The 23,344-nt window shown below is 37.7% G+C and carries 16 protein-coding genes; 3 read left to right on the top strand and 13 right to left on the bottom strand.

Translation table 11 applies throughout. The annotated features are described in order from the left end of the window. Positions 1-99: 99 nt before the first annotated feature. A complete protein-coding gene (trxB, locus tag ACFIJP_RS00630) occupies positions 100-1,056 on the top strand; it encodes a thioredoxin-disulfide reductase (protein ID WP_375625062.1) in 957 nt (318 codons plus the stop codon). Between the two features lie 42 nt (positions 1,057-1,098). After that, positions 1,099-2,004 (top strand): LysR family transcriptional regulator, encoded by a 906-nt coding sequence (locus tag ACFIJP_RS00625; protein WP_375625061.1) that lies wholly within the window; start codon positions 1,099-1,101, stop codon positions 2,002-2,004. Positions 2,005-3,084: 1,080 nt separating this feature from the next. Here ACFIJP_RS00625 and ACFIJP_RS00620 read toward each other — a convergent pair. The 4 genes from ACFIJP_RS00620 to ACFIJP_RS00605 form a co-directional block, all read right to left on the bottom strand. Then, on the bottom strand, positions 3,085-4,287 hold the full coding sequence (locus tag ACFIJP_RS00620) for a pyridoxal phosphate-dependent aminotransferase (protein ID WP_375625060.1): 1,203 nt from the start codon (positions 4,285-4,287) through the stop codon (positions 3,085-3,087). Positions 4,288-4,607: 320 nt separating this feature from the next. Beyond that, positions 4,608-4,817: a cold-shock protein gene (locus tag ACFIJP_RS00615; protein ID WP_012754908.1), complete on the bottom strand. Its 210-nt coding sequence runs from the start codon at positions 4,815-4,817 to the stop codon at positions 4,608-4,610. Positions 4,818-5,063: 246 nt separating this feature from the next. Then, a complete protein-coding gene (gene carB, locus ACFIJP_RS00610; protein ID WP_375625059.1) occupies positions 5,064-8,549 on the bottom strand; it encodes a carbamoyl-phosphate synthase large subunit in 3,486 nt (1,161 codons plus the stop codon). Positions 8,550-8,789: 240 nt separating this feature from the next. Further along, a complete protein-coding gene (locus ACFIJP_RS00605) occupies positions 8,790-8,918 on the bottom strand; it encodes a hypothetical protein (protein ID WP_375625195.1) in 129 nt (42 codons plus the stop codon). 446 nt (positions 8,919-9,364) lie between these two features. On the opposite strand from ACFIJP_RS00605, the gene ACFIJP_RS00600 reads away from it, so the two are divergent. Further along, positions 9,365-9,889, top strand: coding sequence for a methylated-DNA--[protein]-cysteine S-methyltransferase (locus ACFIJP_RS00600; RefSeq protein WP_375625058.1), 525 nt, complete (start codon positions 9,365-9,367; stop codon positions 9,887-9,889). Here ACFIJP_RS00600 and ACFIJP_RS00595 read toward each other — a convergent pair. From ACFIJP_RS00595 to thiC, 9 genes are all read right to left on the bottom strand, one after another. Further along, positions 9,886-12,207, bottom strand: coding sequence for an ATP-binding protein (locus ACFIJP_RS00595; RefSeq protein WP_375625057.1), 2,322 nt, complete (start codon positions 12,205-12,207; stop codon positions 9,886-9,888). The genes ACFIJP_RS00600 and ACFIJP_RS00595 overlap by 4 nt on opposite strands. A 286-nt stretch (positions 12,208-12,493) precedes the next feature. Further along, positions 12,494-15,121 carry an aminopeptidase N gene (gene pepN, locus ACFIJP_RS00590; RefSeq protein WP_375625056.1) on the bottom strand — a complete coding sequence of 876 codons (2,628 nt, stop codon included), beginning with the start codon at positions 15,119-15,121 and terminating at the stop codon, positions 12,494-12,496. Positions 15,122-15,190: 69 nt separating this feature from the next. After that, complete coding sequence (locus ACFIJP_RS00585; protein WP_273788417.1) at positions 15,191-16,033, bottom strand: uracil-DNA glycosylase family protein; 843 nt, start codon at positions 16,031-16,033, stop codon at positions 15,191-15,193. 446 nt (positions 16,034-16,479) lie between these two features. Beyond that, positions 16,480-17,238 (bottom strand): hydroxymethylpyrimidine/phosphomethylpyrimidine kinase, encoded by a 759-nt coding sequence (locus ACFIJP_RS00580; protein ID WP_375625187.1) that lies wholly within the window; start codon positions 17,236-17,238, stop codon positions 16,480-16,482. Next, the gene (locus ACFIJP_RS00575; RefSeq protein ID WP_375625055.1) at positions 17,229-17,834 is read right to left on the bottom strand and encodes a thiamine phosphate synthase; all 606 of its coding nucleotides are present in this window, start codon (positions 17,832-17,834) and stop codon (positions 17,229-17,231) included. The genes ACFIJP_RS00580 and ACFIJP_RS00575 overlap by 10 nt, the downstream gene beginning before the upstream one ends. Beyond that, entirely contained in the window at positions 17,831-18,604 is a 774-nt protein-coding gene (locus ACFIJP_RS00570; RefSeq protein ID WP_375625054.1) for a thiazole synthase, read from the bottom strand. The genes ACFIJP_RS00575 and ACFIJP_RS00570 overlap by 4 nt, the downstream gene beginning before the upstream one ends. Positions 18,605-18,608: 4 nt before the next feature. Then, positions 18,609-18,806 carry a sulfur carrier protein ThiS gene (thiS, locus tag ACFIJP_RS00565; RefSeq protein WP_273791115.1) on the bottom strand — a complete coding sequence of 66 codons (198 nt, stop codon included), beginning with the start codon at positions 18,804-18,806 and terminating at the stop codon, positions 18,609-18,611. A gap of 3 nt (positions 18,807-18,809) precedes the next feature. Then, positions 18,810-19,760, bottom strand: coding sequence for an FAD-dependent oxidoreductase (locus tag ACFIJP_RS00560; RefSeq protein WP_375625053.1), 951 nt, complete (start codon positions 19,758-19,760; stop codon positions 18,810-18,812). After that, on the bottom strand, positions 19,757-21,592 hold the full coding sequence (thiC, locus tag ACFIJP_RS00555) for a phosphomethylpyrimidine synthase ThiC (protein WP_375625052.1): 1,836 nt from the start codon (positions 21,590-21,592) through the stop codon (positions 19,757-19,759). The genes ACFIJP_RS00560 and thiC overlap by 4 nt, the downstream gene beginning before the upstream one ends. Positions 21,593-23,344: the final 1,752 nt, after the last annotated feature.

Genomic DNA, 23,344 nt, shown 5'->3' with positions numbered 1-23,344 from the left:
GTATGTATAACATAATTGGAGTTCTTGAAAAATATTTTTTTAAAAGGCTGCATTCCGTTATCATTTATATAATAATTAAGTTATAATGAAGGGGATTTAATGGTACAATCACATATTCGTCTGCTGATTATTGGCTCAGGTCCGGCTGGTTATACAGCGGCGATCTATGCAGCAAGAGCAATGCTTAAGCCGGTTTTGGTGACGGGCTTGCAGCAGGGTGGACAATTGACAATTACAACTGATGTTGAGAATTATCCAGGTTTTGCAGATCCCATTCAAGGACCGTGGTTGATGGAACAAATGGCGAAACAAGCTGAGAATATGGGGACAAAAATTGTCTATGATACAATTATAAAGGCTGATTTGTTGAAGTATCCTTTTGTTTTATATGGGGATTCAGGAACACAATATTCTTGTGATTCCCTGATTATTGCAACAGGAGCTCAAGCGCGCTGGCTTGGTTTAGAAAGTGAACAGACCTTTATGGGCGGTGGTGTGTCCGCTTGTGCTACATGTGATGGCTTTTTTTACCGTGATAAGGACGTTATTGTCGTGGGAGGAGGAAATACCGCTGTTGAAGAAGCACTTTATTTATCGCATTTGGCTAAAAGTGTAAGCGTGGTTCACAGGCGGGGGCAGTTTCGGGCAGAAAAAATTTTACAAGATAGGTTGCTTGCTTGCAAGAACGTACGTATCATTTGGGATCATGTGGTGGAAGAAATTGTGGGGCTGCCTGCACAGGGGGCAGTGGGCGCTGTTGTAACAGGGGCACGTCTAAAAAATGTTAAGACAGGTCACGAGATGACAGTGAATGCAGAGGGAATATTTATTGCTATTGGGCATGATCCTGCTGTTTCTCTGTTTGAAGGACAGCTGAAACAAAAACGAGGCGGCTATTTATGGACAGCACCGGACTCAACAGCAACAAGCATTACTGGTGTTTTTGCTGCTGGGGATGTAACAGATGAAATATTCCGCCAAGCTGTAACAGCTGCAGGAAGAGGATGTATGGCAGCGTTGGAAGCAGAACGGTTTTTGGATATACCTAAGCGTTAGTAACTCATTGAGAACATAAAGAATCTAGAGGTAGAATTAATTGTGGCGCCACCGTTGGATTGGGATAAGTTAAGGGTTTTTCACGCTGCAGCAGAAGCGGGATCTTTTACGCATGCTGCTCAAAAACTTCATTTATCTCAATCAGCAGTTTCACGACAGGTTTCGGCTTTAGAACAAGAGGTTGGGGTATCCTTATTTCAACGTCATGCGCGTGGTTTGATTCTTACAGAACAGGGAGAAACTCTTTATCGTACAACTCATGATGTTTTGATTAAGCTTGAAAGTGTGCGTTTGCAATTAAGTGAAAGCTATGCAAAACCAACGGGGCACTTGCGTGTGACCTCAACCTTTGGAATGGGGGCAGGGTGGATTGCAGAGCGTATGCCAGAATTTCTTAGTCTTTATCCTGATATGCAGGTTCAGCTTTTGCTTTCCGATGAAGAGCTTGATTTGACAATGTGTCATGCGGATTGTGCTGTTCGCTTACATCAACCCCAACAACCTGATCTTATACAAAGAAAACTCTTTACAATTCATATGCATGTTTATGCTTCGGAAAAGTATATTGCAAATTATGGAAAGCCGGAAAAATTGTCTGATCTCGATGAGCATCGTATTATTTCGTTCGGTGAACCTGTCCCACCTTATTTGTCTGGTTTAAATTGGTTGGAAAAGGCTGGTAGAAGTGATGGATCATTGCGCGTTTCAGTTCTACAAATCAACAATATTATCTCAATAAAGAATGCGCTTATGCGTGATCTTGGGATTGCTGTGCTGCCTGATTATATCGTCAATAATGATGAGCATTTGGTGCGTCTTTTTCCTGAGATGGTTGATATTCCTTCGTTTGATACTTTTTTTTGTTATCCTTATAATTTAAAGAATTTGGCAAGATTAAATGCTTTTCGAGATTATATTTTTTTAAAAGCCCGTCAGTGGTCTTTTTAATGTTAATGCCTTAATTTATAAGGAATAATTAACTGTTCTATAACTTGAGACTCCCTAATATTCTTTCGTTTCAAATTTGCCTATATTGAATCAATTAAAACTATTCGTTGCACATTAAAAGTGGGGGGGAGTCCGTGTGGAGAAATACTTTTGGAAAAAGGGATAAATGTTTTTTATGAATACTAGCGAATGTGAGAGTTATTATATACTGAAAACTGGACAATCGTGTGATGGTATAGCTTACATTTTTATATTTAATTAAAAAGAATGGCACATGATGGAGACAAATTTAAAGCTATGTGTTTATTGCATAGCAGATACGCTTAAGTCTTTATTGTACTTTTTCTTATAAGATGACATAGAATACTATCTCTTGATTATGTTGCCTCCCAGTGCATTTTCTTGAGTGTTCCCTTACGAAGATCTATCAGATTGATTTTATCTCTGAGGATTTTCCAAATTTGCCGGACATATGTCCGGCTTTTTTTTATTTTTGAAAAAGTTCCTAGAAATTGCAATGTATGGAAAGATAATAAGGAAAAAATTTCGAAATTTGTGGATGCTCAACAATTTTTTAAGAATACTAAAATTCAATGAGGAGTTCGAGAGAGATTTGTCCTGATGTAACATAAAAGTCTGTCCTTTAGGGGCGTGATATAAATATTTAAAACTTTATACATGAAGTGCTTTTTATTAGAATGTGAGGTGAATATTTAAGGCAGGTCTTGTTCATAAAGCCTATGAAATAAATCAAGTCATTTTAGATAGAACTTAAAGGAAACTGGATTTACATAACGACGGGAGGTGGCTTCTTCTTCATTTTAGGACGAAGATGAAAAAGCCGTGAAATAGAAAAGATTTGATTGTAAGAGCAATAGTGTTTAAAAGTGCTCGGTCTTTTTTAGAGTTATAAATTAAATAGAAAAAGCAGAATAGGTTTTTCATCATCTCATGATAATAGACCGATTCATTTATTTGATTGCTGAATCGATTGATTCAGACCATGATACAATTTCCAATATTTTTTAGGATATACTGACATTCGGCAAAAAACGATCACAAGAGACGATATTAAATCTTTTAAATTAAACTGTTGCAAAAGCGCTGTATACGTATACAAGCTTCTTCAAGTAATTCTTCTGATGTTGCATAAGAAATACGAAAAGCTGATCCAAGTCCAAAAGCAGATCCTTGGACGACAGCAACAGCTTCTGTTTCTAGAAGCGCTATGGAAAAGTCTTCATCATTCGTAATACATTGACCGTTGGGTGTTTTCTTTCCAATAAGTTCTGTGCAAGAAGGATAAACATAAAAAGCACCTTCGGGCGTTGGACAGTGGATGCCAGGAGCTTGGTTTAGCATGGAAACAACGAGATCACGGCGTGCTTGAAAAATACTTTTATTTTTAGCGATAAAGTCTTGTGGCCCATTGAGTGCTTCAACAGCAGCCCATTGTGAAATGACACTTGTTCCAGATGTTTGCTGACCTTGAATGGTATCCATAGCTTTAATTAATTCTTTTGGTCCACCTGCATAGCCGATTCTCCATCCCGTCATCGCATAGGCTTTAGAAACACCATTCATTGTGAGTGTACGCTCATAAAGCGCTGGTTCTACTTGAGCTGGAGTAACAAAGGTAAACCCCTCATATGTGAGATGTTCATATATATCATCGGAAAGGATGTAAACATGAGGATATTTTAATAAAACATCTGTGAGTTTTTTCAATTCATTATGTGTATAAGCGGCACCTGATGGATTTGAAGGAGAGTTAAAGATGAACCATTTGGTTTTGGGGGTAATGACAGCCTCTAGCTCTTGTGGCTGGAGTTTATAAGAAAATTCGGCTTTTGTTTCCAAAAAGACAGGCGTACCATCGTTGAGTGCGACCATTTCTGGATAACTGACCCAATAAGGGGATGGAATGATGACTTCATCTCCTTTATTCAAAGTTGCCATGAATGCATTAAAGAGAATTTGTTTTCCACCGGTACCAACAATAATTTGCTCTGGTTCATAATTGAGATTATTTTCTCTTTTAAACTTTGCAGAAATTGCTTGCCGCAATTCTGGAATTCCAGATATGGGAGGGTATTTTGTTTCTCCTCTACAAATAGCTTCAATGGCCGCGTTTTTGATATTTTCTGGGGTATCAAAGTCTGGCTCTCCAGCGCTTAAAGCAATAACGTTGCGCCCTAATGCTTTCAGATGACGGGCTTTTTGGGAAGCAGCAATTGTTGCAGAAGGTTTGATACGAGACAGTTTGTCGGCAATAAAAGCCATAATTTTAAATCCTTATATTATATCAACAAATGGTTATTGCTTTAAGGATATTCTATAAGAGATTACATTGTATGCAATAAAAAACTTCCAAAATACTCTTACACGGGCTTTACATTCTTCTTTTTGAGATTTTTACAAGATAAGCTCTTCTTAGGTTTTATGAAAGTTTTTAAGGAAGTATAAGGGAGGTTTGATAAATTGTGCAAAGGAGATAAGCAGTCTTAAATTTTAACAAGGTAAAATGATGCTTTATACAAAATAAAAAAATCTTCGTCGTTACAGACGAAGATTTTTAAATAAAATATTGCAGAATTTAAACTTTAAAGAGCTGCAAGGTTACCAGCGGCAAATTTTCCTGAACGACGATCTTGAAGAACATCATAAGAAATTTTTTGTCCTTCATTAAGACTGTTTAGACCAGAACGCTCGACGGCAGAAATGTGTACAAATACATCCGCACTACCATCACTAGGCTGAATGAATCCGAAACCTTTTGTTGTATTAAACCACTTAACTGTTCCTGTAGACATAGGAAACTCCTTAGAATATATAATTATATTGAGTACTGAAGCTTTCATTCCTTCAATACGGTTGTAGATCGAAATTAGGTGGGAGAAGTTTCGTCAAAAGTGCAGATTGCACAGGAAAGAAAGTCACGTAACCGAAAATTCGATGAAACTTCTATAAAAGTTTTTAGAACAAAAAGCAAGTCTTAATCAATTTTTATATAAAGAAAAAATAAGAAAACAGTGTATATTTTGCTAAGTAGAAAAAATTCAACTGAAATAACTTTGTAGGGAACGTACTTCAAGGCGCCTTTTTTTGAGTGCTTTGATCGCTTCTACGACGGCTTCGGCTCCAGCTATTGTTGTATAATAGGGAACATTTTGCATGAGTGCTGCATAACGTAATGATTTTGAGTCTGAGATGGCACTGGCAGTGCTAGTTGTATTAAAAATCAATTGAATTTGGCGATTACGAATAGCGTCTTCAATATGAGGGTGTCCTTCTAGAACTTTGTTGATTTTTTTTGCTTCAATATTATGTTCGGTAAGAAATTTTTGTGTTCCACTTGTGGCGACAACAGAAAAGCCAAGCTCAGTTAAACGTTTTACAGGATTTAAGATGCGTTTTTTATCTTCATCTCTTACAGAAACGAATAAAGTTCCCTCTTTAGGGAGGTTTACACCAGCTCCAAGTTGGGCTTTAGCAAAAGCAAGCGAAAATTCATAGTCAAGTCCCATAACTTCACCGGTTGAGCGCATTTCTGGACCAAGAAGTGTATCAACACCTGAAAAGCGAGCAAAAGGAAACACTGCTTCCTTGACGGCAATATGTTGTTTCTCCTGCAAAGAAGGTAATCCACCATAAGCTTGAAGAGCATCATGAAGTGTTTCTCCTGCCATAATACGTGCAGCCATTTTAGCAATAGGGCGACCAATCGTTTTTGCAACAAATGGGACAGTACGTGAAGCACGGGGATTGACTTCTAAGACATAAATGGTGTCATCTTTTATAGCATATTGTACATTCATTAAGCCGCGAACATGAAGTGCTTGTGCTAATGCTTTGGTTTGGCGCTCTAATTCAGTAACTATTTTATTTGAGAGCGTATGGACTGGTAAAGAACATGCTGAATCACCAGAGTGGATACCAGCTTCTTCAATGTGTTCCATAATACCAACGATCAGTGTTTCTTTGCCATCACATAGACAATCAACGTCTACTTCAATTGCTTCTGTTAAATATGTATCAAAGAGAAGCGGATTTTTACCAAGCAATATATTGATTTGCCCTGTTGTGTCGTTAGGATAACGAACTTTGATATCTTCTGAAATTAATTCAGGGACACTCTCAAGTAAATAATTTTGTAAGCTACGTTCATCACGGATAATTTGCATAGCACGTCCTCCTAAAACATAAGAGGGGCGTACAACCAGTGGGAATCCTAGTTCGTGGGCAATGAGACGTGCTTGTTCGATGGAGTGGGCAATACCATTTTGAGGTTGTGTTAAGTTAAGTTTAAATAACAGCTTTTGAAAGCGATCTCTATCTTCTGCTAAGTCGATAGCGTCAGGTGAAGTACCCAAGATGGGAATGTTGTGTTTTTCTAGAGCGCTTGCCAATTTCAAGGGTGTTTGTCCGCCAAATTGGACGATGACTCCAACCAAATCGCCTTTTTCCTGCTCTGCTTCTAAAATAGCGATAACATCTTCTGTTGTTAAAGATTCAAAGTAAAGGCGATCAGAGGTATCATAGTCGGTTGAAACTGTTTCAGGATTGCAGTTAATCATAATTGCTTCAAAACCTGCATCGCGCAGTGCAAAAGCAGCATGGCAGCAACAGTAATCAAATTCAATACCTTGCCCAATGCGGTTTGGTCCACCACCTAAAATAGCAATTTTTTTGCGTGCAGAAACATATGCTTCCGAGTGTTCTACACCTGCAAAGGGAACTTCATATGTTGAATACATATAGGCTGTAGGAGAAGAAAATTCAGCGGCACAAGTGTCAATCCGTTTGAAGACGTGTTTAACATTCAGTGATTTGCGTAAAGCTGCGATATAATCGGGTTCTTTTCCAGTAAGGGAGGCTAATCGCGCATCTGAAAATCCCATAGCTTTTAACATACGTAAGTTATCTGAGTCTTGGGGTAATCCATGAACGCGGATACGCTGCTCCATTTCAATGATGGAGGCTATTTGTTCTAAAAACCATGGATCAATTTTGCTAATTTGGTGAATCTCATTTAAGGGTAAGCCTGTGCGCATGGCTTGAGCAATGTAGCGTAGACGATCAGGGCTTGGTATTGCAATGGCGGAGCGTATAGAACTTTTTTCATCACCTTCAGCATGCTCTGGAATAACAATTTCATCAAGACCCGTAAGTCCTGTTTCAAGTCCACGGAGTGCTTTTTGTAACGATTCTTGAAAAGTGCGTCCAATTGCCATGACTTCTCCTACAGATTTCATCGCAGTTGTGAGGACAGGTGATGAACCGGGAAATTTTTCGAAAGCAAAACGAGGAATTTTTGTTACAATATAGTCAATAGAAGGTTCAAATGATGCTGGTGTTGCACCACCCGTGATATCATTTTTTAATTCATCAAGAGTATAACCAACAGCCAGTTTGGCCGCTACTTTGGCAATGGGAAACCCCGTTGCTTTTGAGGCAAGCGCTGAAGAGCGAGAAACACGCGGATTCATTTCAATAACAATGAGGCGCCCATTTTCAGGATTGACAGCAAACTGTACATTGGATCCCCCCGTTTCAACACCAATTTCGCGCAAAACAGCAATCGAAGCATTACGCATACATTGATATTCTTTATCGGTTAAGGTGAGAGCAGGTGCTACAGTGATCGAATCACCGGTATGAATCCCCATTGGATCAATGTTTTCAATAGAACAAACGATGATACAGTTGTCGTTCTTATCACGAACAACTTCCATCTCATATTCTTTCCACCCTAAAACACTTTCTTCAATTAAAACTTCTGTTGTTGGTGAAGCTTCAAGCCCACGTTCAATAATTTCATAGAATTCAGAGCGGTTATAAGCGATTCCACCACCGGTTCCACCAAGGGTAAATGAAGGACGAATAATAGCTGGAAGTCCAATAACATCAAGAGCTTGAACTGCTTTTGCTGTTGCATGGGCGATATAATGTTGTTTGCGATCAGTTTCGGTATGTCGCCAGTTGCGCTCAAGTTCTTCGAGTGCTTTGTCAAGTGCAGCACCAGAAAGTTTTGCTTTAAGTTCAGCACGCGTTTTTGCGTGCTGTCGGCGATTTTCTTCTTTTAGTTCTGTTGCATTGGCTAACATAGAGCGTGGCGTTTCCAAACCGATTTTTGCCATCGCTTGGCGGAATAAAGCACGATCTTCAGCTTTATCAATAGCATCAGCATTGGCCCCTATCATTTCAACATGATAGCGGTCTAAAATACCCATACGCTTTAATGATAAAGCAGTGTTGAGAGCTGTTTGTCCTCCCATAGTGGGCAAAAGGGCATCGGGACGTTCGTGGGCAATAATTTTGGCAACTATTTCAGGAGTAATGGGCTCTATATAAGTTGCATCAGCTAGATCTGGATCTGTCATGATCGTGGCAGGATTAGAGTTTACCAAAATAATTCGATAACCTTCTTCTTTTAATGCTTTACAGGCTTGAGTGCCTGAATAATCAAATTCACATGCCTGACCAATGATAATAGGTCCTGCTCCGATGATAAGAATAGATTTTATATCTGTGCGTTTGGGCATGGCTTTTTCCTATGACAAATATCTGTGCGCGATTGTTGCGGGTAAAATATTTCAGTTCTGAGGCTACAGTCATTTTATAAGTTAAGTGACAAAGAAAGTAAGCACTAAAATACCTTTTCCATGCTTTTTTTCATAAAATTAAAGATAAATTTCTTTTTTGAGCTGAGTCATCTCGTCAGTATATCAAAAGTATGACCTTTAATAAAAAAATAATAATAGTGCTCCAACAAATTAGAATATTCAAGCATGCTGTGGAAAATAAAAGGCTGTAACATCTTTCCAGTCCATTGCCGGCATATTTTGTGTTTTATGACGTTGTTTGCCTAAGAGCGCGCGTGCTTTTTCTGTTGCTTGTAAAACATAAGCCATTATTTATGGTTCGATGAGATTTCGTAAAATGAAATGGGAAGTTTATCTTGTTAATCCGTAAAATACTACCGTTTAGAGCTCTAATATAAGGTATGAAAATTTACCACATTAAGGTGTTTTTTGTTAGAGTATATGATAGAATTCAGGGCAGGATTTGTTTGTAGAGAGCTTGTGAAATAAACCATATGAAATGGTCTCAGTTGGAATCTGTTAGATAAAAAGCAAGATTGTTGATAGATCTTTTCTGGTTGAAGTTTCCGTTTTAGGGTAGGAAGGAAGTCAATCGATGTATGTTTCCATTTCATAAAAGGGCGAGAGTGTATTTTAATACAATGGCTAAGGAGATAATTTCAGAATGATTTTGTTTGTTGTTAAAAGATAGTGAATACTCTCTCTTTACTTTATGGATGATGTTCAAAATATTTTAAAATATCAAGAAGGCTAAAATGCTGAACATTTCCCAAACGAGAGTATTCTGTCTGAAAGATGTATCAATAGGAAAGCTTTTGGTGGCTAGGTCTCAAAAAGGGATTTGTCATATAGCGTTAGGAGACACTATAGAGCAATTATTACAGGAGTTTACGATACGTTTTGGCAATGCACAACAAGTTGTAGGTGACAATACATTTAAGAGAGAAGTTGCTCATATTATAGCCATGATAGAAACACCTAAGTTGGTCAAAAAATATAATTTTCCCTTAGATATAAATGGTACAGTTTTTCAACGACAAGTATGGGCAGTATTATGTGATATACCATGTGGTGAAACAATTTCATATGAAGTCTTAGCGTGCCGTATTGGTATACCGAACGCTTTTCGTGCCGTTGCTAATGCGTGTGCACGTAACGAATTGGCTGTTATCATTCCTTGTCATCGTGTTGTGCGTAAAAATGGTTTTATTTCAGGGTATCGTTGGGGATCCAAACGGAAACAGATTTTGCTACAACGAGAACAAAATGGAGGAATTTAATTTTGTGTGATGGGCATTATAATCGTTACAGTTGTTCCTTTCATTTCTTTTGAGGTAATTTCAAGTTTTCCTTTGTGGAGTTCTAGCAAGGAGCGTGAAATGGCTAAGCCAAGACCTGAGCCCGTGTGAGATTTAGTAAGCTGATTTTCAACTTGTTCAAAAGGTTGCCCAAGTTTTTTAATTGCTGATTGGGGAATACCAACACCTGTATCTGTAATTTTAAAAATAAGGCTGTTTTTTTTCTTGAAAGCGCAAACATCAATATTTCCGCCAGAAGGCGTAAATTTAACGGCATTAGAGATGAGATTAAGGAAAATCTGTTTCATAGCACGACCATCAACTTCAGCATGAAGTTCTGGCGTAATGTTTGTTGTAACAACAATATTTTTTTCTTGAGCTTGAGGCGTTAATGTCCGTACTGCTTCACTAATGATGGGCTCAAGATCGGTATTTTTACAATCAAGCGTAAATCTTCCAGCTTCAATTTTTGACATATCAAGGATGTCATTGATAAGGGTTAGAAGATGGGTTCCTGAATTGTAAATATCATGCATATATTCCTTATAGCGTTGTGAACCAAGAGGGCCAAAAGTCGATTGTAACATGATATCTGAAAAGCCTAGAATAGCGTTAAGTGGAGTGCGCAATTCATGGGACATATTAGCCAAAAACTCTGATTTAGCTTTGTTAGCACTTTCAGCACGCTCTTTTTCTGCCTTGAGACTTTTATTAAGTTTTTCAACTTCTGAGGCACGTTGTTGAGCACTTCCTCGAGCACGTTTGAGTTCTTGAATGAAAGAAAAAAGACGCCTTTCACTGTCTTCAAATTTTTCCTGTTGTTGTTTAAGCTCAGAAATGTCAGTACCAATACAAACCAATCCTCCGTCTTGGGTTCGCCGTTCGTTAATTTTGAGCCAACAACCATCTGCCGTTTGGCGAATACTGGTTAAGTTACCAGTACCATCATCTTTAAGGGGATATTCACTGAGTGCAGGGCGTGCCATGGCTTCGACGGTTGCACGTTGGATACCTGATTGTAGAATTTGTTTAGGAATAGCGGCATATTCGCAAAATTTGCTGTTGGACATGACTAAACGTCCTTCAGCATCCCACAAGACGAAAGATTCTGAAATATTTTCAATCGCATCACGGATACGAAGGTCGGCTTGCGCTGTTTGTTCAGCCAATTGTTGCTGTTCACTAATATCGAAGGAAATACCAACCAAATGGGGTTCTTCTTCTTCAGTAACTTCAGCACGAATACGCATCCAGACATAATGGCCATCGGCATGACGCATGGGAACGTTAATATCGATATGCTTTTTTTTACCGCTCATTAATTCCTGAGCAAGATCAAAAAAATTCGCATCATTTGGATTGATAATGGCGCTAATTTGGGAAATTGAGAGCAATGCATCCTGAGGGATATAGCCGAGCATTTCGTACATTGCTCGTGACCAGTAGACGCGTCCACTTGCCATATTCCAATCCCATAGTCCACAGCGTCCACGCATCATTGCCATATCAATACGGTTTTGAATTTTTTCTGAAACAAGATCCGTTTTGCGTGCTCGTACAATTTGGTTGTAATAAGCATAAAGAAGAGCGAGGATAACGCCACTAGTTCCAATGAACAGAGTTATATTTAACGAGAGAATTTTCCGCCATTCCATGGCGCTATCTTGCATCTTTTCGCTAATGAATATACCATATTGCCCATTTTCTGTTTGGTGAAATGAAGCAAGAGCAGGGGCATCTTTTCCTATTGTGATTTTCATAATTCCAACGCGCTGTCCAAGAGATTGTAAAGCAATGCTGTCAGAGATAAAATCTTGCAAAGGTTTTCCTAAAGCAATCTCTGAACTAGATGAAGCTAAGACATTTCCTTTTTGATCAATAATGGCGATCAGAGTGCTAGGATTAATAAGATCTTGATTACGAAAATTGGTAAGGATATTTTGCAAATGACTATGAGAAAGGGCAGAGACTTTTCCTTTCTGAGAAACAGCCAGTAAGTCATGATTAATTGTATTGGTAATATGAGAAGCTAAGAGAGTGATGGTAGAACGCGTGTTCTTGTCAATCGTGTTACGCCAATCATAGAGTGATACAAAACGAATTGATGCAAGTAAAATAAGAAATGCTAAAATGACAAACGGAAGTGAGCGACGCAACCAAGGTTCAATAAAGAGAAGCTTTTGATAGGCGGAGCCAGAAAGCAGATGAATGCGTTTTTTCTGCGCTTTATGACTTGGAGCGCTCGATTTTGAATCAGCATACACCTCCGTTGGCGCATGATATGCGTCCAATTTAGCCATTTCCAGTTCCTTTAATTATGGAATAATGTGATTTAAAAACTGCTTCGATATTCATAGTAACCCCATCGAGTGCAATGAATCAAAACAGGAGTCTTCTGTCCAGTCTTTTTTTTAAAAAAAATAATTTTACTTCTATGAATTTGGAATATGAAAAGGAAAAGGCACTTTAAACATGATCTATAAACAGGCTTAGATTGCCTGTTTATAGATTTAATGATGATCGAATAGTCTGTAGAATTTATTTAAAAAATATTATAGAATATTGATTTAAAATAATTTTTTCGTTTCAAGTGAGCAGACGGTTGATGATATCAGCGACATCACTTGATAACTTTGGTGCAGCAGCAATCATTTTTAATTCAGTTTCAAGTTTTTGTTGTCGAATGGGTTCTAATTGTCGCCAAGAGCGCATCGTTGTTAATAATCGTGAAGCGAGCTGTGGATTTTTTTTGTCAATTTCCAAAATAATTTGGCAAAGAAAATGATAAGACGCTCCATCCATCCTGTTAAAGCCCGTGAGATTGTTAGAGGCAAAGACACCGATTAGGGAACGCACACGATTGGGATTATCTTTTGAAAAGAGCGGGTGTTGCATGAGCTTTTGAACATTCTCGAGCGTTGATGCCCCTGCAACCATTGCTTGAATGGAGAACCATTTATCCATGACCAAAGGATCATGGTGATAGCGGTTTTCAAAATCATTTAAGGCATTTTGCGCCTGCTCACTTTCATTAAAACGCTTCACGAGAACAGCGATACTAGCCATACGGTCAGTCATATTATCAGCTGTTGCATATTGTGTGGCAGCACGATTTGGATTGGCCTCAGTAATGGAAAGATAATCCAGTATTATATTCTTTAACGCTCGCTTTCCAGCTTGTACAGTGTTTGGTGAATAGGGCTCTTTAGTTTGCATTTGCCCATAAAATTTTGTGAAGAGCCCTTGATGTGTATGCGCGAGCGAAGCTAAAAACTGATTGCGCACATGATGAATACGCTCTGGATCAATATTTTTACCAAGTGTGTGGGCAAGTTCAACTTCGCTCGGTAAACTTAAACAAAATGCACGAAACTCAGGTTCAAGACTTTCATCTGTAACGATAGCTTCAATCAATTTTATCAAAGCAGAGGGCATACCCTCTTTTGCTTTTGTTTCATCTTGAATGCTTTGAATCAAAGCTTGCGTCATTAAATGATTAAGAGATTGCCAGCGATTGATGTGATTGTCATCATGTTGTGCAAGAAAAATAAGTTCGCTTTCATTGAATGGAGTTTGTAGATTGATTGGTGCAGAGAAGTCTCTAAGCAGTGATAAAACAGGTTTTTCACGCAGACCCTTTAATGTAAACGTTTGGTTTTCCTTGGATAAAAGCATAACGTTTGATTGAATATCTGTATCCGCTTCATAGGTGAGGTTTTCTCCATTAGGTCCTAACAAGCCAAATAATATAGGGATAAGCATGGGCTTTTTTGTATTTTGTTGTGGGGTTGCCGGAATATGTTGCTTTGCATGAATTGTTAAAACACCATCGCTATAATGACTATCGATTTCTACATTTGGTGTTCCAGCTTGTTCATACCACAACATGAATTGGGAAAAGTCTTGACCAGATACTTCAGCAAAACAGGCGATAAAATCTTCAATTGTACAAGCTTGTCCATCATGACGTTGAAAATAAAGATCAGTACCTTTACGAAATAGAGAGGGTCCTAAAATAGTCCGTATCATGCGAACAACTTCGGCACCTTTTTCATAAACAGTTGTGGTGTAAAAATTATTAATTTGGCTATATTGACGAGGACGTACAGGATGCGCAAGAGGTCCTGCATCTTCTGCAAATTGCGTCGCTTTTAATGCTTTTACATTTTCAATTCGTTGTAGGCTGCGTACATTTTGATCTGATGAAAATTCCTGATCACGATAAACAGTGAATCCTTCTTTTAAACAGAGTTGAAACCAATCGCGACAGGTAATACGATTACCGCTCCAATTATGGAAATATTCATGTGCAATGACACGTTCAACATTTCTATAATCCTGATCGGTTGCTGTTTCAGGATCTGCCAGAACATATTTATCATTAAAAACGTTAAGTCCCTTGTTTTCCATTGCTCCCATGTTAAAGTCGGACACTGCAACAATATTGAAAATATCAAGATCATATTCGCGCCCAAAACATTGTTCATCCCAACGCATGGAACGTTTAAGAGCATCCATTGCATAGGTTGCGCGTTTGGTTTTTCCTTTTTCCACATAGATACCAAGCTCGATACGTCGTCCAGATACAGTTGTAAAATGATCTTCTAACTTATCAAGATCTCCACCTACTAAAGCAAAGAGATAGGATGGTTTGGGATAAGGATCTTCCCAAATGGCAAAATGGCGATTATTCTCTAAAGTTCCTGTTTCCACCAGATTACCATTTGAAAGCAAGATTGGGATTGTTTGGGAATCTGCCTCAATTTTCACTCTATAGGTAGAAAGAACATCTGGGCGGTCGTAAAAATAAGTAATACGACGAAAACCTTCCGATTCGCATTGTGTGCAATAAACACCATTTGAAAGATAAAGGCCCATAAGTTGGCGGTTGCTTTCAGGATTCAGTTCCGTAACCAATTTCAATGTAAAAGGAGCTGCTGGTGGCGTTGTAATTTCTAAACGTGAAGGCGTCACTTTATAAGTGTTTGGGGCTAATGTCTCATCATTAATAGAAACGGAAATTAAAGTAAGATCATCACCAGAAAGAACAAGAGGTGTTAATTCTTTTGTATTGTGACGGGACTCAATAGACAATATGGCTGTAACATAGGTTTTTGTTGGTGCCAATTGGAAGGAAAGTTGTGTTTTAGGAATAACGTAAGGGGTTGGCTGGTAGTCTTCCAAACGATAAATAGGTGTTGTTGGCTGTTCCATAGTTTTTCCCATTCATATTTTAAGAGTTAAAGAAGGTTTTTAATTTTAGAGTCAAAGAAGATTAAAGAATTACAAAAGGCTATCGAGGCGATTTTTTACTTCTAAGAAGTCTATCCATGTAAGTTTTTTTTGACTAGGGGTTCGGAGAAGGTAGGCAGGGTGGAAAGTTGGCATAACAGGTATTTTTATATTATCCTCACTTTCATAAATATGCCATTTCCCTCGTGTTCGGATAATCCCATTTTGAGATCCCGTAAGAAGCTGTGCAGCAATGCCTCCCAGTGCTATAAGTACACGAGGACGCGCTAGATAAATGTGCCGTTCAATAAAAGGGCGGCACAAGGCGACTTCTCTTGGTGTTGGTGTACGATTTCCTGGTGGACGCCAAGGAATAGTGTTGGCAATGTAAACATTATTCCTTGTTAAGCCAATTGATGCGAGGATTTTATTAAGCAACATTCCTGCTTTTCCCACAAAAGGAATTCCTTGTATATCCTCTTCTCGTCCTGGTGCTTCGCCTATAAGCATCAGGGGGCTTCCTGCTGTTCCATCTGAAAAGCAGGTATTTTTTGCTGTCAATTTTAGTGAACAGCCATTAAATGCAAGGAGAGCAGATTTTAATTCATCAAGTGTTTTTGCATTGTTTGCACTCTCTATAGCTGTGGGTTCATTTTGTATAGCCCCCCTAGAGTTATGCAGCGGACGATGATCTGATTTTACGGTGGGAGATGTTTTGGGAGATGTTTGTTGATTATGAGAAATGTTCACGACAGATATTAATTTGCTCTCTGAACAAGCAGACTGCTTAAAACGATTAATAGGGAAATCTGTCAGAACAGCATCCGCACCACTTTCTTTATAAAAGTTTAAGAGTTCTTCATAGGAAATTGAGCACGGCGTTTGATTTAACATTTTATTTTTTCTAATGATCTAGCAACTATAGATCAAACAAAATTATCCTTCAAGTTTTATAAATGTATTCGCTAGCCATTAATGTACAAGAACGCTGATAGGATTCTCTCTTTTCACAAAAAAGGCAAATCGTAAAATGCGAGTGTTCGCGATTATATACATCTTTAAATGTACAATTTGTTTAAATTACGCTATTTTAAATTTTTAAACAGACTAAGTTCTTTATAATAAAAGAATTCTCTACTGAATGCAAGTGGTATGATAACATTTTTGATCATTATATTCTATATTTAATAATTAATGAAAGTTACTTTTATAGTATTTTATTTATAAAATTAAGTATAATTTTTTTATTATTATATTATTTTTAATAATTTTTATTAAAAATATTAAATATATTAATGAGATATATGAATATTACTTTTATATGAAAAAATACTAAGACTTTACAAACTGTTTTTACAATGGTTTAAAAGTAATGTGTGGGTATATGCTTTTGCTTTTTTTACCGCTTCAGTCATAGATTCATTTAACGCCAAATGCGCAGCAATAGCGCTTGAGAGAATGCAACCTGTTCCTCGCATTGTTCCTTTTAAACGTGGCGTAGAAATATTTATGACTTCAGTTTTGTCAAAGAAGCTATCAATTGCAAGAGGACCCTCTGCATGTCCCCCTTTTACTAAAATAGATTGAGCTCCCAATGACAAAAGTTTTTTTGCTTGTTGTATTGCTTGCTCATCATAAGATGCCAATGGACTTTGGCTAAGAAGAGCAAGTTCTTCTCTATTCGGTGTTAAAAGAGTAACATGAGAAAGCAGTTTATCGATCATCGTGTCGATGATTGTTTCCGTTGTTAGTTTTCCTCCTGATGAAGCGACAAGTACGGGGTCCAAAATAACTGGGATATGGGGATAGTCTTTGAGTACGTTACAGATTGCTTCTATAATTGCTTTTGTCCCCATCATACCGATTTTTATTGCGCTTATTGGATTTGCTTCTAGGGCAGCACGCATTTGCGCAGCGACGAGGTCTTCACGCATTGGAATGATTTCGGCAACGCGATTATCATCTTGTACGTTAACACAAGTGATTGCTAAATTTGCTTTTATTTGAAAATGTGCAGCGGTTTCTATATCACGAACAATACCGGCACCTCCTGTTGGATCTGTGCCTGCAACAATAAGAATGGAAGGTATCAACGCCATATTTGTGTCACTTTTATCCACTGTTGGACACGCTCTTCAGGTTTTTTATGGAGGATAATATCAGTCACAACAGCAGCACTATTTGCTCCCGCTTTTAAAACACCAACTGCGCGTTCTGGTGTTAAACCACCAATGCCCACCAAAGGTAAAGCACCAATCCGCTTTCTCCATTGTTTGATTTTTTCTAGTCCTTGCGGCATCCATTTCATTTTTTTTAAGATTGTCGGATAAATAGGACCAAGTGCAATATATTCAGGATTAACAGAGAGTGCGATATCCAATTCATGTTCATCGTGTGTACTAAGACCAACTTTTATACCACTTTTACGAATTGCGTGAAGATCAGCATTGCTTAGATCTTCTTGTCCCAGATGAATAAAATTGCACTTTTCATCAATTGCTATTTCCCAATGATCATTAATAATTAATTGTGCTCCCAATTTATTGCATATGTTTTTTGCGCGCTTGATATGTTGACGGATTATTTGTTGATTTTCATGTTTCATACGCAATTGTACGAGCTTGATGCCAAGAGGGAGCAAACGTTCAACCCAATCAGCGTTATCAACGATGAGGTAAAATGGATCCAGTTTCATGAAAATACTGCTTTTCCAATGACTGGCGTTGAAGGGACTGCCACATTGCGTGCTTCGATCATGCCAGCTTTATATCCCATACGTCCTGCTTGAACAGCTTTAGAAAATGCTTCAGCCATTAAGACAGGATCACCTGCTTTAGCAACTGCGGTATTAAGCAGTACTGCATCGTAACCGAGTTCCATCGCAATGGCGGCATGTGATGGGCGTCCAATGCCGGCATCAATAACAAGAGTAGCATCCGGAAGGTAAGCACGGATAGAACGCAATCCATCAGTATTATGAGGTCCTTTGGCAGAACCAATAGGAGCACACCAAGGCATAATAACACGGCAACCAATGTCAAAAAGTTTTTCAGCAACAATGAGATCATCCGTTGTGTAAGCAAAAATTTTGAAACCTTCATTGTTTAAAATTTGAGCTGCTTCGATTAAGGAAAAAATATTTGGCTGTAAGGTATCTGAATTACCGATAATTTCGAGTTTAATCCAAGCTGTTTTAAAAAGATCTCTTGCTAATTGGGCTGTGGTTACGGCCTCTTTAACAGTATAACAACCAGCAGTATTAGGAAGCACTTTTACCCCAAGTCCTTGAAGAAATTGCCAAAATTGTCCACCTTGTTTTCCACCTGCAGTTTCACGGCGCAAGGAAACAGTTACAATTTCCGTATTCGATTTATGAATAGCATCACGAAGGATTGCTGGTGAAGGATATTGCGCTGTACCTAATAGAAGACGGGAAGAGAATTGTCGTCCATAAAGATTCAGCATAATTTTAGCCTCCTTGCATTGGGCTTAAAATTTCAATTTTATCTCCTTCATGCAAGACAAATTGGCTTCGTGCATCTATGGGAACAACTTCAGCGTTAACAGCAGTTGCAAGCCAATTTCCTTCATACCCCAATTCTTCAAGCAAGAGACCGAGAGTCATAACTTCTGTTTGGACTGTTTCACCATTAACAAATATTTGCATGCTTTATTCCAATGCCAATTCCATTGCTCGTTTTGCCATTTCTGGAGACAACAGAAAACCATGTCTATAAAATCCATTAATAGAAATAAAGTTACCATCTTTATGCACAGAAGGGAAGTTATTAGGATAACATGGACGAACACCAACGCCAGATTCAATAATTTCTGCTTCAGCAAAAGCAGGATGTAAAGTATAAGCCGCGTTGAGCAGTTCCATCATTGATCTCACTGAGATTGCACCATCAAAGTCACTTTCAATCATCGTTGCACCAATCATAAAAATATTATCTTGTCGAGGTACAATGTAGAGAGGAAACCGTGGATGAAGAAGACGAATTGGACGCGAAATTTTAATATCGGTGCAGCGCACGAGAAGCATTTCGCCGCGTACGCCCCGTATATTTTTATCTTTTCCTAAACGTGCTATTCCTGTCGCATCAATAACAATATCAAAATTTGTTTCAGCCGTCTCTACATCAACAAAACACGCTCCATTGTTGAGAAGCTTTTCTTTTAAAGCCATAAGTGCTTTGCGAGGATCAATATGGGCTTCATTTTCATAAAAGAGTGCACAGTTAAAACGTTCCGCAAGATCTGGTTCAAGATGAGCTATCTCTATATTATCTATGGTTTTGTGATTATGCGTGCGTCCAGAAAACCGTTCAAGCTCTCCTCTATCTCGTGTAGGTGCAACCACTAAAGTGCCTTTTTGTATGACAAGGTTGGGAAGCGTTTTACGCCACCACTGTATAGCTTGTATACCAAGATCTTCAACAATCTGTTCCGCATTTTCTCTCTCACAGTAAGGTGCGAGCATTCCTCCTGCATACCAACTAGCACTTCCTATAGGAGAATGAGTGGGAGCCGATACAGTAACCGAAGCACCTTTTTGCTGTAACATAAAGGCAACGGTTAGTCCTCCTACACCTGCTCCTTTGATAAGAATGTTCTTCAACTGTTTGCTTTCTCTTTTTGAGGAGAAACGATTTCCATATAAAGATCACCATTTTTTTGATATTTCTCGGACATGGCGATCATACCTTCCCATTTTGTTTTTCTTATTGCTACTGCCTCACGAATATCATGAGAAATACGCATAGAACAGAATTTTGGTCCACACATGGAACAAAAATGTACCAATTTATGGGCTTCTTTAGGCATTGTCTCATCATGAAAGGCACAAGCTGTTTCCGGATCAAGAGAAAGGTTGAATTGATCATGCCATCTAAAATCAAATCGTGCACGCGAAAGAGCATTATCGCGCAATTGTGCTCTAGGCAAACCTTTGGCAAGGTCAGCGGCATGAGCAGCAATTTTATAAGTGATTACACCAGTTTTTACGTCATTTCTATCGGGGAGCCCTAGGTGTTCTTTAGGTGTTACATAACATAACATAGCTGTTCCAAACCATCCAATCATAGCGGCACCAATTGCTGATGTAATATGATCATAACCAGGAGCAATGTCGGTTGTAAGAGGTCCCAAAGTATAAAAAGGTGCCTCATGACAAAGATCTAATTGTTGCTCCATATTTTCTTTAATTTTGTGCATTGGGACATGCCCAGGACCTTCAATCATAACCTGTACATCTTTTTCCCAAGCAATTTTTGTCAATTCTCCTAAAGTTTTAAGTTCTGCAAATTGAGCTTCATCATTGGCATCGGCAATAGAGCCAGGGCGCAATCCATCCCCCAAGGAAAGAGAGATGTCATACGTGCGTGCAATATCACAAATTTCATCAAAATGTTCATAGAGAAAACTTTCTTTGTGATGATGCAAACACCATTTTGCCATAATAGAACCACCTCGTGAAACAATACCTGTTACCCGATCAACGGTCAAAGGGATAAAAGGTAATCTTAATCCCGCATGAATGGTAAAATAATCAACACCTTGCTCTGCTTGCTCAATAAGGGTATCACGGAAAATATCCCATGTTAAGTTTTCGGCAATACCTTGTACTTTTTCGAGTGCTTGATAAAGTGGAACAGTCCCGATAGGAACAGGGGCATTTCGAATAATCCACTCACGAATATTATGAATATTTCGACCTGTTGAGAGATCCATAACTGTGTCGGCTCCCCAGCGAATGGCCCAAACCATTTTATCAACTTCTTCTTCCATAGATGAAGTTACTGCTGAATTGCCAATATTGGCATTAATTTTAACACGAAAATTACGCCCAATAATCATGGGTTCGCATTCTGGATGATTAATGTTTTGTGGAATAATGGCGCGTCCACAAGCAATTTCATTGCGAACAAATTCGGCAGTATAAATTTCTGGTATTGATCCAGCAAATGTTTCATTTGATGGTACATCTTGCCGTTCTTTTACTGCTAATCCTTCATTTTCTCGTATAGTCACATATTCCATTTCTTCGGTAATAATGCCTGCGCGCGCGTAAGCCATTTGTGTAATTGCTTTGCCATTTTTTGCTCGTAAAATGGGACGTTTTTGTTTAAAGGTTGGTGTAAGGTTTTTATCAGAAGCCAATCCATTATCTTCAGGTTTAACTAATCGTGCAGGATAAGTTTCAGTATCATCCCGCTTAGAGAGCCAAGGCAAGCTAATTGCTGGCAAGCCTTTTGTAATATCAATGATCATATCTTTATCTGTGTAGGGGCCAGAAGTATCGTAAACTTTTAAAGGTTTCTCACCACTACCATCAGTCAGTGAAATTTCACGCAATGGTACGTGCACATCAGAAAAGATAGGACTTTGTTGATAAATTTTGCGTGAAGCGGGAAAGGGGTTACAACTGATTGATGGAGTATTTTTCTGCACAAACTTCTTCCTTATAGATACAGAGTTCAAAAATAGGTTGCGATGTTAATGGAGATATATTCAAATTATCAATTACGAGCATTCGGATGAATAGAAATAGTATTTGCTTTATAGCAAAGCAAACCGAATAAAGCTCAAGAAAATTTATTTTGAAAAATTGATACAATATCTATTCTAATATTTACATGCCTCCTCCCATTTAAAGTATTTTTTTAATACGAATATGGTTGGCTTAAATATCTATATTGTCAATCATAAAAATATATTTAAATGATTTTGGTGTGTTTTTTAAGAGTGAAAATAGATATTATGAAGTGATAAACTATGATACTGAAGCTTTTATAAACAAGAATAAAGTTAAAAACGGATTATCAAGGAAAAATTAGATAGTTTATAGCTCTGATCGAGATTTTTTCATATTAAAATAATAACTCAGAATACCATAAGATTCTTTCATCATACATCTTTTCATATAAAATCACTTCTTGCACGTCATCAGTGGGAGCATATGGGGCAAAATACTTGAAGAAAGGAAGCGAAAAGTCATACATGAACATTCTCAGATGCGAGGACGATCGCAATGTGGCGACCAACAAAATTGTATAATGGGTTCCAGCTTGTATCTTCAAAAGCTTAAAGATGATGATCTGTAATGGCTTTCTATTGTATCATTGACGTGTGCTATCGTAAAATGAACAGAGTATATTTTGAGCAATATTTCTTTAAAAAGTGCGTGATATGCAATATCATTATATTTTGTGTGGGGCATTCTATTTTTCATGAGGAGATATTCCCATTAAGAATGCGATAAAAAAAATGTGAAACAATACTTAATCTTTATTATTAAAAAATGATGATGAAAATGAACAAAGGCTTTTCATCTTGAAATTTCATCAACACTTTTAAAGAGTTGGAAGAGAGAAAGCAAAAGGATGTATCTCAGCATAAAGTACTACTTAAATTCATTTTCTGAGACATAAAGCTCTTTGTTTTCAAGGTAAAGGTACTCAAGAGTCATGTGATGTCGTGCAGTAATATTACAGATAAGAAATCACTCATTATATACAAAAAGATATACAAAAAGCTTTCTAATTATAATGAAGTGCTCTTATTTATTATAATACAACAAGAGAAAAATTGAGTAAATTCGCCTCAAAAAAATTTTTAAACACTAAAATAGGGAATAAATAAAACAAACGCAAACAAAGAATTATTATAATAATGATTATCAAAGCCAAAAACCAATTTTGGAATAAGTAAGGAATTATGAGGAAGAGTAACCAAATTCCCACTAATGTTGCTATTATTAGCAATGTTACAATTGGTAGCCATATAAAATCTGCAGCTATACAGGAAAAGATGATTGGTATACCCCAGAGATAGACAAATGTGTTAACAAGAGACTCATAGATAAATTCGTTAGTGAATTCTTTATCTAAACTACCATAGCATTCTATAATTGCTTTGCATCGTTCCACTAATATCATAAAACTCGTTATGAACACTATGAAAGATATAAAAAACAGCTTATCTTTTAGATCTTGTTAAAAAAATCATTTTTAAGTAGTTCAATTATACTAAATAATGAGGTAAACGTTGGAAAGAATAGAGAAGAGCACCAATAATTGCAAGATGTTGTGGAGAATGATTTATTATTCTTGCAAAAAAAATATACATATAATAATATACATAGAAGTATGCTAAATGCGGGAGGGAAGAATTTGGTTACGGGGCATTAAAAAAACAAGGGTA

The sequence above is a fragment of the Bartonella sp. MU37NMGALS genome, assembly GCF_042194015.1.
Lineage (GTDB): Bacteria > Pseudomonadota > Alphaproteobacteria > Rhizobiales > Rhizobiaceae > Bartonella > Bartonella grahamii.
Note: the sequence above shows the minus strand (reverse complement) of the source record. Positions and strands in the feature narration are given on the sequence as shown.